The sequence below is a fragment of the Pseudomonas sp. LD120 genome, from assembly GCF_009861525.1.
Lineage (GTDB): Bacteria > Pseudomonadota > Gammaproteobacteria > Pseudomonadales > Pseudomonadaceae > Aquipseudomonas.
Genome location: NZ_WVHL01000005.1, coordinates 2,924,699 through 2,938,198 on the forward strand (window position 1 = coordinate 2,924,699; position 13,500 = coordinate 2,938,198).

The following is a 13,500-nucleotide window of genomic DNA, read 5'->3' on the forward strand; positions in this document are numbered from 1 at the left end:
GTTTTTTTTCACCTGCGCGATAGTTTTTTCGATCTGGCTTGGCCTTCAGGTATTACCCGCCGGCGCAGGTGGGTTTCGATCCCTAGGAGCCTTGCATGTTTTTCCCCACTCGTGTCTTGCGTACCCATACCTTCGGCCTGCTGTTGTTCAGCCTGCAACCGCTCTACAGCGAGATGGCGCTGGCGGCTGGCGAACGCCACTACAGCATCGGCGCCGGTCCCCTGGACCAAGTGCTGTCGCGTTTTGGCGCCGAGGCGGGGATCAGCCTGGCCGGCAGTGCACTGCTTACGGCGGGCAAGACCAGCCAGGGCCTGCAAGGTGATTTCAATGCCGAAGCGGGCTTGAACCAGCTACTGGCGGGCACCGGCCTGGGCTACGTGCGTCAGGCCGACGGCGGCTATGCCTTGCGCCTGCGCTTTGATGCGGTGTCGCTGCCGATGCAGAAGATCAAGGGCGAGAACCCTGACGAGCAAGAGGTGTATCGGGCGCCGCGTTCGTCGGTGTACATCTCCACCGACGACATGCAGCGCTTTGGCGTGGTGTCGGTGGGCGACGTGCTCAAGGGCCAGCCCGGGGTGCAGGTCGGCGACAGCCGCAATGGCGGCGGCCTGGATGTGAACATCCGCGGCATCCAGGGCCAGAGCCGGGTGGCGGTGACGGTGGACGGGTCGCAACAGGCGCTGGATGTCTATCGCGGTTATGCCGGCACCCAGCAACGCAGCTACATCGACCCGGACATGATCAGCGACATCGCCATCGACAAGGGCCCGAGCCTGACCTCCAGCGCCATCGGCGGCACGGTGAAGATGCGCACCCTCGGGGTCGGCGACATCCTCAAGGACGGTCAGCATGTCGGCCTGCGGCTCAAGGGCGATGTCTGGAACAACGGCGTGGCGCCGGCCCGTCGCGACCCCCATTCCAGGACCGAGGACCTGTACGCGGAACCGCACCACAGCCGTGGCGGGCTGTTCGGCTCGCAGGCCGAGTCCGGCAGTGCCGCGTTTGCCTACAGCCATGACTTGTTCGATGTGGTGGCGGCCTACGCCCAGCGCACCCAGGGCAACTATTTCGCCGGCAACAAGGGCCAGGATCGCTACCGCACCTTTGACCGCTACGGCGATGAACAGACCAGCGTGGCCACCACCTACAACGCCGGGGAAGAGGTGCTGAACTCCTCGTCGAAGACCGTATCGTGGCTGCTCAAGACCACCCTGCGCCCAGCGGACGGCCACCGCTTCGACCTCGGCTACCGGCGCTATGACGGGCGCATCGGCGAGATCATGCCCTCGGACATTTTCCGTTTCGGCACCGGTGGCATCTACCAGTATCCCCTGGGCCACACCCAGATCGACACCTACACCGCGCGCTACAACTACCTGCCCGCGGACAACCCGCTGCTGGACCTGACTGCCGACCTGTGGCTGACCGATGCGCAAACCAGCCAACTGAGCGCCTGGTCGGCACCGGCCTCCCAGGCCTATCGCACGGATCGCTCCTGGGCCCGCCAGGCCAACCGCCGCATGGGCGGCGGGCTGGCCAACACCTCGCGCTTGAGCACCGACTACGGCGACTTGAAGCTGGACCTGGGCGGCTCGTTCCAGCTGGAAGAACTGCGCCCGCAGAAGGGCGTGGTCACCACCCAGGACGACATCAACGCCAACCGCAGCTTGCGCGAAGGCTCGCGGCAGGAGTTCAGCTTCAACGGCAAGCTGGAATACCAGCCGGTGGAGCACCTGACGCTGTGGGGCGGCGGTCGTTACACCCACTATCGCAGCAAGGACCATGTGGCCAATGCCACGGCGCGCAGAGAGGAACGCGAACACAAGTACGTGACCGTCTCCAGGCCCGGCGACTATGGCTACCTGATGTGGTTCCCGGACCAGAACGGGCTGTACACCGATGCGACCGACCCACGCTTGAACAACGGCATTGTTTTCAATAACACCAACTATCCATTCGAAGGCACGCCCTATAACCAATTCGGCGCGACCGAGACGGAAGTGGGCGACGCGCAAGTAGGCCGGGTGGTCACCGGCTACAACTATTCCAGCCAGCAGAGCAACAGCGGAAGCGCCTTTGCCCCGGCCTTCGGTATCAACATCGAAGTGCTGCCAGACACCTTCGTCTATGCCTCTTACACCCAGGGCATTCGCATGCCCTCGCTGTTCGAAACCGGCTACGGTGTGCAGCAGACCACGCCCGGCAAGGGCCTCAAGCCCGAGCGCTCAAGCAACTGGGAAATCGGCGCCAGCAGCCTGCACAAGGGCTTGTTGCTGGATGACGATGCGGCGGCGATCAAGCTCGCCTACTTCAACAACAGCATCAAAAACTACATCACCCGCTACTACGATCCGAGCCCGGGCCTGTGGGGCCTGATGCGCTTCAGCAACACCGACAGCTACACCACCCGCGGCCTGGAACTGCAAACCCGCTACGACGCCGGGCGGGTGTTTGCCGACCTGTCGTCCACCTACTACCTGAAGACCGAAACCTGCGACGCGGCCTTCGCCGCCACCCTGCGCGCCACCAGCAACCCCTACCGGAAAACCGCCGACACCCCGGACTGCACCCCGGGCAGCTTCATGGGGTCCTACACCAACACTCAGAACCCGCCGCGCTTTGCCGGCAACCTGACCACCGGCCTGCGCTTCTTCGACCAGAGCCTGACCCTCGGCACGCGGATCACCTACACCTCGGGGCCCACCGTCACCGCCGACAAGCCCTGGCAGACCGGCGCCACCACGCCGCAACTGAACTACCGCGAAGTGGCGTTGTTCGATCTGTTCCTCAATTACAAGTTGCAGGAAGACGCCAGCCTCAACGTGTCGCTGCAAAACCTCACGGATCGCTACTACCTGGACCCGCTGGCGCAGAGCTTCATGCCGGCGCCGGGGCGTACGCTGCGGGTGGGGATGCAGGCGAAGTTCTGAGGGGCCGGCAGTGGCCAGCCGGTTGCGGTGAGTCAACGCGACGGCCATTCAGAGGGCGCTTTTGCGGCTACAGTTTTGAGTGCCCTAATTGAGAGGAATCCAGATGAACCTTCTGTCTTCTGTATCGCCACCCAAGCCTGTTGCCCTGCTGGGTTATGGCGGTTTGCTGCCGTTTCTCGGGCTGGCGTTGCTGGCCGTGGTTGCGCACGGACAGCGGCTGTTGTGGTGCCAGGCACTGGTCAGTTACGGGGCGGTGATCCTGAGTTTTGTCGGAGCCCTGCATTGGGGCTTTGCCATGATCGCTCCCGGCATGAACGCGCAGCAGCGTCACACACGCTTTATTTGGAGCATCGTCCCTGCGCTGATGGGGTGGGTCGCAACCTTGCTGCCGCTGTCATGGGGCGGGCTGTTATTGATTGTCGGATTCTTCGCGCACTGGTGGCAGGACCGGCAGCTCTCGCAGGTCATGCACCTACCGGCCTGGTACCTGCCGATGCGTTTGCGACTGACCATCGTGGCCAGCGCCTGCCTACTGCTGGGTGTGCTCGTGATGGCCATCGGGAGTTAAGTGCGACGTTCAGCTGCCGCCTCCCACCGAAGGGGCGGTGGTTGAAGCAACAGGCATCGCCGAGGAAGGGCGCAGAGGATCATTGACTGGATTGACGAAGAGTTACCAGCCCCGCCGAGCGGCGGCTGATATCATGGCGGCACTTAAAAAGCCGGGCAGCCCCACATGAATCGTCGCAAGAAAATCCAGCAGCTATTGAAGGCCCACGCCAAGAAGGCCAGTGCCAAACTGGCTCCGCAGAAAAAGTCCAAGTACATCAGCAAGGCTGATCGGGCGAAGCTGGCCACCGAGTCCAATGACGACGCAGTGGTTGTCACTGAGAGCTGATCCGTCCGCTTGAAGCCCGATGGACCTTTATCTGGCCGACTTGCGCGACGCTATCTTTTCTCGGGCGGAGCACGCCTCTGGCCAGCAGAGGCGCGGCGGGGTCAGTTCTACAGAGGGCAGAGCATGGTCTGCACCTTGATATGGGGGTGGCTTTCCAGGGGTTCCCATTCATCGATGAAGGCGAATCCCTGCTTCAGATAGAAGTGTGCGGCTCTTGCGTTCTCGAGGGCGACGTCCAGATACACGCACTCATGGCCCTGGTCTCGCCCACGGGATTTCACCGCGTCCACCAGCTTCGCGGCCACGCCGCTACCCCGTGCGTCGGGGGCCACCCACATGCCAATCAAGTTGTAGCGGTTCGCGCCACTGACTGCGGCACCAATCATTCCCACCGGCTGCTGGTCCTTGAAGGCCAGCCAGAATTGGCTACCGGTTGACGAGGCGCGGTCCTGCCACTGCTGGTCACTGTAGTTAGCGGCAGTCTGGTAACTCACGCCAAAGGCAGTCGGGGTGTCCTGAAGTGCCGCGAGACGAACGCGCTTCAACAGCATCCAGTCCCTGGTTTGCGTCAATCGAATGTCCATGATTTTCCTGAAGGTGGCTGAAGACTCAACAACTCGCCAATCCGCTGAGCATTATCCTTGAAGCTTGAAGCTGCCTTGGACCGTGGCGGATAAGTCCTGCACAAATGCGCCAACCTCTCGGGCACTGCGCAGGTGAACGACAGGCACCTGTGGCCCGATAGCTAGGCGTACAGCCTCGATGCCTGGGCGGTTTACCCTATCGAAATTCCACACGAAATTCAGAAATTTCAGGAACTCCCCGTTCAGCTTTTCGCTGCAGCCAACAGGAAGATCGGCCCGGGGGCGATTCAGCAGGCTGCGCAACATCACTCGCCGCAGGCAAGTGGTGCGGTGGGTGTCGAGCCAGATGATCAGGTCGGCACGGGGCAGTCGCAGGTCGAAGGTGCGCCGGGAGTAGTTGCCTTCACAGATCCAGGCATCCCCGCAGACGGCCTGCCGGACTCGGCTGCGGAAAACCTCATTGTCCGCCTCGACCCAGCCGGGCTCCCAGAACAGCCTGTCCAGGTGTACGACCGGCAACTGAAGGCGGCGACCCAGTTCACGGGCCAGGGTCGATTTGCCACTTCCCGCATTGCCCAGAATCACGATGCGCTGCATGAGCCAGTCCCTGCTGAAAAAACCGCCAAGCCTAGCATTCACCGATTGCCGAAAAACCTGTGCTCTTCGAAAACGAGCAAAAAAACTGCGGATTATCCGGCCCCGGGCACCGGTGGCGCCCGGTGCGGCTTTGCAGCCCGTGATGTAGAGTTCCGCCCGGGCCAGCGCTGTATCGTCGACTTCTCTACCCGCGACGACATCATCGAAGGCTGTAACGCGAAGGTCGATACCAAGTCGATGGCATTGACTCTTCATGGGCCGACCACAAGAGAAGGGGACGGACAACATGCATTGGATTCAGGCCCTGATCGGGCCGCTCGAGGTGCTGGCCGAAGTGCGGGCTGAGCTGCCGTCAGCGGTGCTGTGCCCGCTGTGCCAAGGGTTGGCGTTGATCCCGGTGACCGAGGCGCTCGAGCTGCAACTCCAGGGACGAGCACAGGGGCGACTGTCCGCCGTACGCCCCTTTTCGGGTGAGCTGGCCTGCGGTGTCGCCGAGCTGGCGGCGCAGCTCTCGGATCGAGGCCCTATTGTTTATGCCGCGACCTACTTCCATGGCGGTACAGGCGGGCAAGACGCCGTTGTCTGGCTTGAGGGCGAGGTGGTGCTGAACATCGGCGACGAGGAGGACGACATGAGCCCCTGGCCGGACTCTCCGATCAGTCGCGCCTTGCGCCGGATCGGGGTCGTGGCCAAGGTCGGTGAGGATGAGTTCGATGCGTTGGGGCTGGGTCGCCATCGAAGCAACCAGGCCTGGGCCGACGCTCAGTCCGCCTGACGCTCCTGGGCCAAAGCATGCCGCCCACTACGTTTGCTCTTGTTCGGCAAGGTCGGTCTTGTATTCGCCCCACTCCATGTACGCGTAGTACTGGGTCATTGCTTCGAAGTGGCTGTGGGCTTCAACTTCCCACACAAGCTGGGCGTCGGGGTGAAGCAGTTTGCGTGCGGTGTTTCCCTGTGGGCCGCTCAGACAGAAGGTCTGGCAGTCATCCGGTTCCATCCAGAGTTGATAATTCATCTTTGATACCCATCTTTTTTGCTTTGGTGCGCTCGTTAGCCTTTTGCCCCTGGGCTTCTGAGTGGGGTGGGTGCGCTATCGCGGTTTTGCTTCGATCGACCTAGATCGAGCCGACCGAGCGCAGGTATTTTCGTGCCTGACGGCCGGTGATCTTTTCTGGCTCAAGGACATACAGCGAGCTCCAAAGCGGCGGTAAACCCAGCTCCTCCATGTAGGAAGTGAAACTGTTGAAAGGCTCGGTACCAATGGTCTCGGCGCTGAGCCAGAGCAACTCGCACTCTTGGCAAACGTACAGAATCTCCTGCGTTGCCCGCACTTGAACCTTGGTCACTTCGCCTTGTTCACATTCTGGACAGAGCATTTTTTCAGCTTCCAAATGGGCACGGAGTCTATCACTGACCAGGGTGCACGCTGCCAGCAACGAAGGTCGGCTTCCGCTCAGAAACCCGCCATGCAGGACGGTGCTTTCGACCCCGTCCGGAGCGGGCCTTTTCTGCAGCGCATCCCAGGTCCCGGTCGCATAAATTTGAAAAGCCCGGCATTGCCCGCCAGAATCGCCCCCCGATCCGGCCCTGGCTGGCGGACGTTCGTGGTGAAAAGGGGCAGCAGTTGAAGCAACAGACATTGTCCATGCGCCTGGCGCGTGTAGCGGCGCATGTGCCGGCCGGCGCGCGGCTGGCCGATATCGGCTCGGATCACGGCTACTTGCCGTTGGCCTTGGTCAGCCGCGGCACCATCGTTGCAGCGGTGGCCGGGGAGGTGGCGTTGACGCCGTTTCGCTCGGCCCAGCGCGCGGTGCTCGAGAGCGGCAGGGAGCAGCAGATCGACGTGCGCCTGGCCAACGGTCTGGCCGCGATCGAACCGGCAGACGGGATCACGGCGATCAGCCTCTGTGGCATGGGCGGCGAGACCATCCGTGACATCCTCGAGGGCGGCCAGGCGCGCTTGAGCGGTGAGGAGCGTCTGATCCTGCAGCCCAACGGCGGCGAGCAGCCGTTGCGCCAATGGTTGATGGAACATGACTACCAGATCCTCGCCGAGGAAGTGCTGCGAGAGAACCGCTTCGACTACGAAATCATCGTCGCCGAGCGCCTCGGGCCGGTGCAGTACAGCGCCCGGGAACTGTACTTCGGCCCGCTGCAAATGCAGGCCCGCAGCCCGGCGTTCCTGGCCAAGTGGCAGCGCCTGCTGCGGCTGAAGCAGCGCACCCTGGCCAATTTCACTCAAGCCCAGGCCGTGCCCGAGGAAAAGGTGCAAGAGGTCGTCCGCCAGACGCAATGGATCAGCGAGTTGCTGGCTTGAGCCGGTGCTTCAAGTGGGCCGCAATGTCCGGGACCCAGCGAGAGGGCACGGGATTCGTGCTCTCAGATCGAACGCTGGTTGACCCGGGCCATGAGTTGCTCGGCACTTTCCTTGCGCTCCGAGTAGCGATCCACCAGGAACGCTTGCTGGTCCCGTAGCACAAGGGTGAACTTCACCAGCTCCTCCATCACGTCGACGACCCGGTCGTAGTAGGCCGAGGGTTTCATCCGTCCCGATTCGTCGAATTCCAGGTAGGCCTTCGGCACCGAGGATTGATTGGGGATGGTGAACATGCGCATCCAGCGGCCCAGCACCCGCAGCTGATTGACCACGTTGAACGACTGCGAGCCGCCGCACACTTGCATCACCGCCAGGGTCTTGCCCTGGGTCGGGCGCACGGCACCGAGCTCCAGGGGAATCCAGTCGATCTGTGCCTTGAACACCGCCGACATCGCGCCGTGGCGCTCCGGCGAGCACCAGACCTGGCCTTCGGACCATTGCACCAGATCCCGCAGTTGCTGAACCTTGGGATGGTCCACGGGAGCGTCGTCGGGCAGCGGCAGTCCGGACGGATCGAAGATCCGGGTTTGTGCGCCAAAGTGCTGCAGCAGGCGTGCGGCTTCTTCGACCAGCAGGCGGCTGAACGAGCGTTCCCGGGTCGAGCCGTACAGCAGCAGGATGCGAGGTTTGTGCTCGGGCCTGGCGTGCTTGCCGTCGAACAGGGAGAGGTCGAGGTTGGGCAGTTGTTCTGACAGGTGTTCTGACATGTGTCCTCCGGCTCAGAGTGTGCCGATACGGTTCAACTCGTGCTGCAGTTGCTCACGGCTGAGGTGGTTGAAAGGCAGGCCCAGGAAGGCCCGGCAGCGCTGTTCGATGTGCGCCAGGGCGGCGCCGAAGGCAGCGTCGACGCAGGCTTCGTCACCCCGGACGTCGGAGGGGTCTTCCAGGTTCCAGTGGGCTTTGAGCGCGGGGCCGAAGTACACCGGGCAGGCCTCGTCCGCGGCCTTGTCGCAGACGGTAATCACGATGTCGGGCGGGTTGTCGGCGAAGGCGTCGTTGCCCTTGCTGTACAGGCCTGCGGTGGCGATGCCGGCACGCTCCAGGGTGGTCAGGCTGCGGGGCAGTACCTGGCCCTTGGGAAAGCTGCCGGCACTCAGGGCCTGGAAGCCCTCTGGCGCCAGGTGGTTGAACAGGGCTTCGCTGAGGATGCTGCGGCAGCTATTGGCCGTGCACATGAACAGGACTCGCATGGATGGCTCCTTGTGCGGTGGCGGATATCAAAGATTCAGTCGTTTGTCGATTCAGCAGCAGGCAGCGGAGCGGACCGGGCGTCCATCCATGTTCTGCAGGCGGGCAGCGTTGTCCTGCAGCCAGTTGGCGTTGGCTTGCAGGGTCACTTGCAGGATCTCGTGCACCCAGGCAGGAAGGTCCGGGTTGAGGCGGTAGTAGACCCATTGTCCCTGGCGGCGATCCAGCAATAGGCCGCTGCTGCGCAGTTGGCCCAGATGGCGGCTGATCTTCGGTTGGCTGTCGTCCAGGGCGCACATCAGCTCACAGACGCACAGTTCGCCCAGGTGCGCGATCAGCAGGGTGGCGCGGGCGCGGGTTTCGTCGGCAAGGCTCTTGAATACTTCGGCAGGCGTCATTGTGGTGGCGGCTTGAATATGTGGAGAATCGAATATACGGAAATCCATATATGAATGGCAAGCCAAGACAGCCCCCAGCTTGTTGTTGTCTGCCTCGCCAGCAATCCGGCCCCGGAATGCCTGTCCATAGTTGCTATTTGCCAGCCTCTTGTTGCGGCCAAAAACCTGCCTTTATGATCGCCGGGTCATGTCCGAGGCCGCCGACGCGGTCCGCGGTTTTCTACAGGCTCACAGGGATGTTCAAGCGATGAAAATCACGATCAAGGCCGGTTCGCTCATGCAAGGCTGCTTGGGCAAGGGCCTGGCAGGCCTGCTGTTGTCCACCTTCACGCTGATGGCACCAGCGCTGGTCCAGGCCAAAGAGGCACCGATTCCCCCAGGCGCGGTGCTGGCGGTGATGCAGAACGTCGAGGTTCCCGCGGCGAATGAGGAGGTGGAGTTGGAGGACGGTGTCACCGCCACGTTCTGGTACGGCAAGGAGCTGGATATCGACGGCAAGCATTACTACGCGGCGTTTGTCTGGCACACCCGGGACAGTGCCGCCCGCCAGGGCGAGGATTTTGCCGCGCCCGAGGTCCAGGTGCGGCTGGCCGATGCCACCTTCGAACTCACCCATCCTGGCCAGACGCCGGCCTATTCCATACTCAGTATCGAGCGCAAGATCGGCTTCTTTGGCGGCCGGGAAAAACCCGAGGAAGTGGACCCCCAGCGCCAGGCCTTGGAACACCGCACTGTTGATGGCCGGCTGCTGTTGGCGGTGCCCACGGCCACCTTTGAGGACGGCATCGTCACCAAGGGCTATACGCTGTTCGTGTTCAACCCGAACAAGAAACCCGAAGACAACGGCTGGATCTGGTCCCATGTCGGCCAGGTACGCACCGGCGAGGACAATTCGGCGGCCTGCGACGACGGCGCGGTGATGCCGTGCATCGGCAGCGACGGTGAGCTGAGTTTCGTCGCCGGCCAGGAGTCACTGCCGCAGGTGCTGGTCAAGGTCAGCGGCACCACCTTCCAGGGACCGGGAAAAGTCCGCCCGCTGGTGGCGGCCGACAACCTCACCTATGTCTATGACAGCAAGACCCAGCAGTACATCAGTCACTAGGCTTTGTACGCAAAGCCCTGATACTCGCTGATGCTGCGTTTGGCCCCGTCCGGCCGCTGAACGGATCGCGCTACTCAGGTCTGGGCATCAACGCCGATCCTGGCCAGCAGCCAATCCTGGTAGAGCAAGGGGCTGTCCGTGGACTGGCCGGGGTTCCTGGCGATGAGGGTCTTGCCGTCCAGGCGGCCGATGTCCATCAGGTATTGCAGGCCCTTGAGCACCTGGGTGGCGTGGCTCTTGTCGAGCGATGCCACATCGGGCAGTTCGACGCTGTTGCTCTTGTCGTCGAAGGTCGCCCAGGTAGGGCTGGTTCTGTATTGGGCGGTCAGCTTCGCCTGCGACGCCTGTGATTCACGAAAGCTGGCGTCGATCTGCGCCTGGATTTGCGGCGTTGCGTTTTCGACCTGAATCTTCATGGGCTTCACCGTGCCACTCTCCAAAGCCCGGGTGATTCCCTTGAGGCCCATAACGACGAGTGACGTGGTGCTTGAGATGCTTCCTGTCATGTAACGACTCCCTGGTTGGTAGCGGCAGACGGAGCGAAAGTCGGGCCATGATCCGGCAGTCTTCTCCTGTGCCGTTCTGTGCGGTGTCCGTGGCGTTACCGGGACAGGGCCGTGGCAGGAGCTGGCCGAAGCAGGCAAGGGATTGCTGTTGGTGGTTATCCATTGAAGAAAAACTCGAACTGATTCCACAATCAGCGCACAGTGACTGGCCCTTCTTGCACCACTCCCGACCGCAGCCATCATGATCCAAGTCCCCGACTCCCCCTCACTCGCCACTCTGGCCACCTTGATCGCCCGGCACACCAGAGCCTCCGGTGATTTTCCCACTCTAGTGCCCAACCTCACGCTGCACCGGCGCGCCACGGCAACGGCGCCCATTCCCTGCATCTACAGCCTGGGCCTGGGGGTGATCGCCCAAGGAGGCAAACAGGTGCTGCTGCATGACTCGGTGATCGATTACCGGGCCGGGCAGGGCATGTTGACCAGCATCGATCAGCCGGTGGTGGCGCGGGTGTCCGAGGGCTCGGTGGCCGAGCCCTTCCTGGGCATGATGCTGACCCTGGATATGCACCAGATCCTGCAAACGGCTGCGCAAATGCAGCCCCCGCCCCCGCCCCGGGCCAGCGGTTATCGGACGGTGGTGGTGAATGAGCTGCAGCCGGGGCTGCTCAGTGCGCTTGAGCGTCTGCTGGGGCTGTTGGACGAGCCGGCCTTGATTGCGCAGATGGCGCCGCTGATTCAGCAGGAGATCATCGTGCGCCTGTTGGCCGGGCCCTACAGCCTGGTGCTGCAGCAACTGCTGGCGGTGGGCTCGCCGACCCAGCAGATCTTCAGGACCGTGGCCTGGCTCAAGCAGAACTTCACCCAGCCATTGCGGATCGACGACCTGGCGCAGGGGGCGCATATGAGCCCGTCCTCTTTCCGCCAGCATTTTCGCGCGATCATCGGCGTCAGCCCGTTGCAGTTTCACAAGCAGTTGCGCCTGCAGGAAGCCCGGCAGTTGATGCTCAGCCAGAACCTCGACGTCGGTCGTGCCGCCGGGTTGGTGGGCTATGAAAGCGCTTCGCAGTTCAGCCGTGAATACAGTCGGGTGTTTGGCGCGCCGCCACAGCGGGATATCCGGCGGATGCGCGAGACCGGTTGAGGCCGGGACGTACGCAATCGTCTCCTTGGCAAAACAGGCAAGCTTGTCGTTGGAATAGGCAAAGTCTGGTGGTGCGGCATTTCTATACTGGGGCCCAGCGACGCAGCAGCCCATCAGGGCCCACATCGATCCAGACAAGTCCGCCCAGCGCGGCACAGGGAGCACGGTCATGAGCACGACCATCCAGCACGTCACCTACCGCAATCTCGGTTGGGACACCGCCGCAGACATCTACCTGCCTGCGGACTTCGACCCGAGCAAGGCTTACCCGGCCATCGTCAGTACTCACCCCATCGGCAGTTGCAAGGAACAGACCTCCGGTAATGTCTATGCCGCCGGGTTGGCCCGGGCCGGCTTCATCGCCATTGCCTTCGACGCCAGCTTCCAGGGCGCCAGCGGTGGCCAGCCGCGCTATATCGAAGACCCGGCGATGCGTGTATTGGACATCCGCTTTGCCATCGACTACCTGTTGACCCTGCCGTATGTCGACCCGGAACGCATCGGTGCCATCGGCGTCTGCGGCGGCGGTGCCTACACCATCCATGCGGCGATGACCGACTACCGGATCAAGGCCCTGGCCTCCGTCACCGGGGTCAACTTCGGTCGCCTGATCCGCGAAGGTTTCAGCAATTTCGATCCCGTCAGCGCCCTGCACGCCATGGCCAAGCAACGCAGCGCCGAGGCCCGGGGCGAGGCGCGTCATGTGATCAACTACCTGCCGGCATCGACAGCCGAGGCGCAGCAGAACGGCATCAGCGATATCGACGTCCTGGAAGCCACCGAGTACTACAAGTCGCCCCGTGGTCAGCAACCCAACGGCGCCACCAGTGGCCTGTTTTCTTTCAACAGCGCGGCCTTTGGCTGGGATGCCTTCCTGCATGCCGAAGTGCTGCTGACCCAGCCGCTGATGGTGGTGATCGGCGACAAGCCCGGGGGCTTCGGCGCCTATCGCGATGGCCTGGAAATCCATGGCCGTGCCGCCTCCAAAGACAAGCATCTGGTGGTCGCCGAAGGCTGGTCCCACTACGACCTGTACGACCGCGACGAACCGGTGGCGCTGGCCATGGCGCAATTGCTGCCGTTCTTCCAGAAATACCTGTAAGACGCGCGCCGAAACGGTGTCCCAGCCGCCTCAGTCATGGGGCGGTGTCGAGCGTCGGTGCCCGAGCCGCTTGCGCAAGCGTCCGCAGGCGATGGCATCGGTTATGCTGGCGGCCCATGAACCGGAGCAGAGGCACAGAACATGACGCGCCTGGCGTGGCTGGAAATTGATGTGCGTGACCTGGGCACGGCCCGTGAGCTGCACCTGGCCTTGCGTGATGCCTTGGGTTTTCCCCAGTGGTATGGCTGTAATGGGGATGCCTTCTGGGATGCCATTTCCGGACTGGTGGACATGCCGCTGCAGTTGCGGATCAGGGGCTGGCACAACCTCTCTCAGCGTTTGCCGGACGATGCGCGACTGCTGGAGCAATGCCTGCTGCGCTTGCAAAGCCAGTACCCGGCATGGGCGGCGGACCTGCAGTTCGATTGAACGAAGATGCAAAAAAGCCCTGCCCGGGCCACACACCCATCCGCCACAATCCTCTAGGAATCTCTCCCACGGCGCTGACTGGCTGGCGCCATCATGCTGCGTTTGGTGGCCGATGTGGCTCGTGGCGACGGCCTTGAGCGCAACGATGCGGCCATCAAGCGGGCCGATGACGCCACGCAAGCCGGCGGAGCGTCAAAGCACTGGAGGCATGCTTGCCGTTCATGGGATCTGCCGCTTCTGCCGTGGGT

General features: G+C 62.8%; 17 protein-coding genes. 9 read left to right on the forward strand and 8 right to left on the reverse strand.

Going from position 1 to position 13,500, the window contains the following annotated elements; genetic code table 11:
- The first annotated feature begins 95 nt into the window (after positions 1–95).
- The 3 genes from PLD_RS27800 to PLD_RS27810 all read left to right on the forward strand — a co-directional run bounded on the left by PLD_RS27800 (position 96) and on the right by PLD_RS27810 (position 3,825).
- Positions 96–2,930: a TonB-dependent receptor gene (locus tag PLD_RS27800; protein WP_159897901.1), complete on the forward strand. Its 2,835-nt coding sequence runs from the start codon at positions 96–98 to the stop codon at positions 2,928–2,930.
- Between the two features lie 103 nt (positions 2,931–3,033).
- Entirely contained in the window at positions 3,034–3,498 is a 465-nt protein-coding gene (locus tag PLD_RS27805; RefSeq protein ID WP_159897902.1) for a DUF3429 domain-containing protein, read from the forward strand.
- 165 nt (positions 3,499–3,663) lie between these two features.
- Complete coding sequence (locus PLD_RS27810; RefSeq protein WP_123724540.1) at positions 3,664–3,825, forward strand: DUF2986 domain-containing protein; 162 nt, start codon at positions 3,664–3,666, stop codon at positions 3,823–3,825.
- 107 nt (positions 3,826–3,932) lie between these two features.
- Here PLD_RS27810 and PLD_RS27815 read toward each other — a convergent pair whose 3' ends face one another.
- Positions 3,933–4,409, reverse strand: a complete 477-nt coding sequence (locus tag PLD_RS27815) for a GNAT family N-acetyltransferase (RefSeq protein ID WP_178116220.1) — start codon at positions 4,407–4,409, stop codon at positions 3,933–3,935.
- 51 nt (positions 4,410–4,460) lie between these two features.
- The gene (locus PLD_RS27820; protein ID WP_159897903.1) at positions 4,461–5,006 is read right to left on the reverse strand and encodes an AAA family ATPase; all 546 of its coding nucleotides are present in this window, start codon (positions 5,004–5,006) and stop codon (positions 4,461–4,463) included.
- A gap of 286 nt (positions 5,007–5,292) precedes the next feature.
- Here PLD_RS27820 and PLD_RS27825 point away from each other — a divergent pair, with 286 nt between their 5' ends.
- Complete coding sequence (locus PLD_RS27825) at positions 5,293–5,781, forward strand: hypothetical protein (RefSeq protein WP_159897904.1); 489 nt, start codon at positions 5,293–5,295, stop codon at positions 5,779–5,781.
- A gap of 27 nt (positions 5,782–5,808) precedes the next feature.
- Here the strand turns inward: PLD_RS27825 and PLD_RS27830 are convergent, their stop codons facing one another.
- Both PLD_RS27830 and PLD_RS27835 read right to left on the reverse strand, forming a co-directional pair.
- Positions 5,809–6,021 carry a hypothetical protein gene (locus PLD_RS27830; protein WP_159897905.1) on the reverse strand — a complete coding sequence of 71 codons (213 nt, stop codon included), beginning with the start codon at positions 6,019–6,021 and terminating at the stop codon, positions 5,809–5,811.
- A gap of 100 nt (positions 6,022–6,121) precedes the next feature.
- The gene (locus PLD_RS27835; RefSeq protein WP_159897906.1) at positions 6,122–6,646 is read right to left on the reverse strand and encodes a hypothetical protein; all 525 of its coding nucleotides are present in this window, start codon (positions 6,644–6,646) and stop codon (positions 6,122–6,124) included.
- Here PLD_RS27835 and PLD_RS27840 point away from each other — a divergent pair.
- On the forward strand, positions 6,631–7,323 hold the full coding sequence (locus tag PLD_RS27840; RefSeq protein WP_256674788.1) for a tRNA (adenine(22)-N(1))-methyltransferase TrmK: 693 nt from the start codon (positions 6,631–6,633) through the stop codon (positions 7,321–7,323). The two genes, PLD_RS27835 and PLD_RS27840, sit on opposite strands and share 16 nt — an antisense overlap.
- 62 nt (positions 7,324–7,385) lie before the next feature.
- Here PLD_RS27840 and arsH read toward each other — a convergent pair whose 3' ends face one another.
- Genes arsH through PLD_RS27855 form a run of 3 tightly spaced genes read right to left on the reverse strand, consistent with a single transcriptional unit; the run spans position 7,386 to position 8,969 of the window.
- Complete coding sequence (arsH, locus tag PLD_RS27845) at positions 7,386–8,078, reverse strand: arsenical resistance protein ArsH (protein WP_159898228.1); 693 nt, start codon at positions 8,076–8,078, stop codon at positions 7,386–7,388.
- A gap of 24 nt (positions 8,079–8,102) precedes the next feature.
- Positions 8,103–8,573, reverse strand: coding sequence for an arsenate reductase ArsC (locus tag PLD_RS27850; RefSeq protein WP_159897907.1), 471 nt, complete (start codon positions 8,571–8,573; stop codon positions 8,103–8,105).
- A gap of 51 nt (positions 8,574–8,624) precedes the next feature.
- A complete protein-coding gene (locus PLD_RS27855; RefSeq protein ID WP_159897908.1) occupies positions 8,625–8,969 on the reverse strand; it encodes a metalloregulator ArsR/SmtB family transcription factor in 345 nt (114 codons plus the stop codon).
- Between the two features lie 247 nt (positions 8,970–9,216).
- Here PLD_RS27855 and PLD_RS27860 point away from each other — a divergent pair, with 247 nt between their 5' ends.
- Positions 9,217–10,071, forward strand: coding sequence for a hypothetical protein (locus PLD_RS27860; protein WP_159897909.1), 855 nt, complete (start codon positions 9,217–9,219; stop codon positions 10,069–10,071).
- Positions 10,072–10,145: 74 nt separating this feature from the next.
- On the opposite strand, the gene PLD_RS27865 is transcribed toward PLD_RS27860, so the two are convergent.
- Entirely contained in the window at positions 10,146–10,487 is a 342-nt protein-coding gene (locus PLD_RS27865) for a hypothetical protein (RefSeq protein WP_256674789.1), read from the reverse strand.
- A gap of 331 nt (positions 10,488–10,818) precedes the next feature.
- Here PLD_RS27865 and PLD_RS27870 point away from each other — a divergent pair, with 331 nt between their 5' ends.
- The 3 genes from PLD_RS27870 (at position 10,819) to PLD_RS27880 (ending at position 13,252) form a co-directional block, all read left to right on the forward strand.
- Entirely contained in the window at positions 10,819–11,721 is a 903-nt protein-coding gene (locus tag PLD_RS27870) for an AraC family transcriptional regulator (protein WP_159897911.1), read from the forward strand.
- Between the two features lie 169 nt (positions 11,722–11,890).
- Positions 11,891–12,823 carry an alpha/beta hydrolase gene (locus PLD_RS27875; RefSeq protein ID WP_159897912.1) on the forward strand — a complete coding sequence of 311 codons (933 nt, stop codon included), beginning with the start codon at positions 11,891–11,893 and terminating at the stop codon, positions 12,821–12,823.
- A gap of 141 nt (positions 12,824–12,964) precedes the next feature.
- Positions 12,965–13,252 carry a barstar family protein gene (locus PLD_RS27880; protein ID WP_159897913.1) on the forward strand — a complete coding sequence of 96 codons (288 nt, stop codon included), beginning with the start codon at positions 12,965–12,967 and terminating at the stop codon, positions 13,250–13,252.
- The last annotated feature ends 248 nt before the right edge of the window (positions 13,253–13,500 follow it).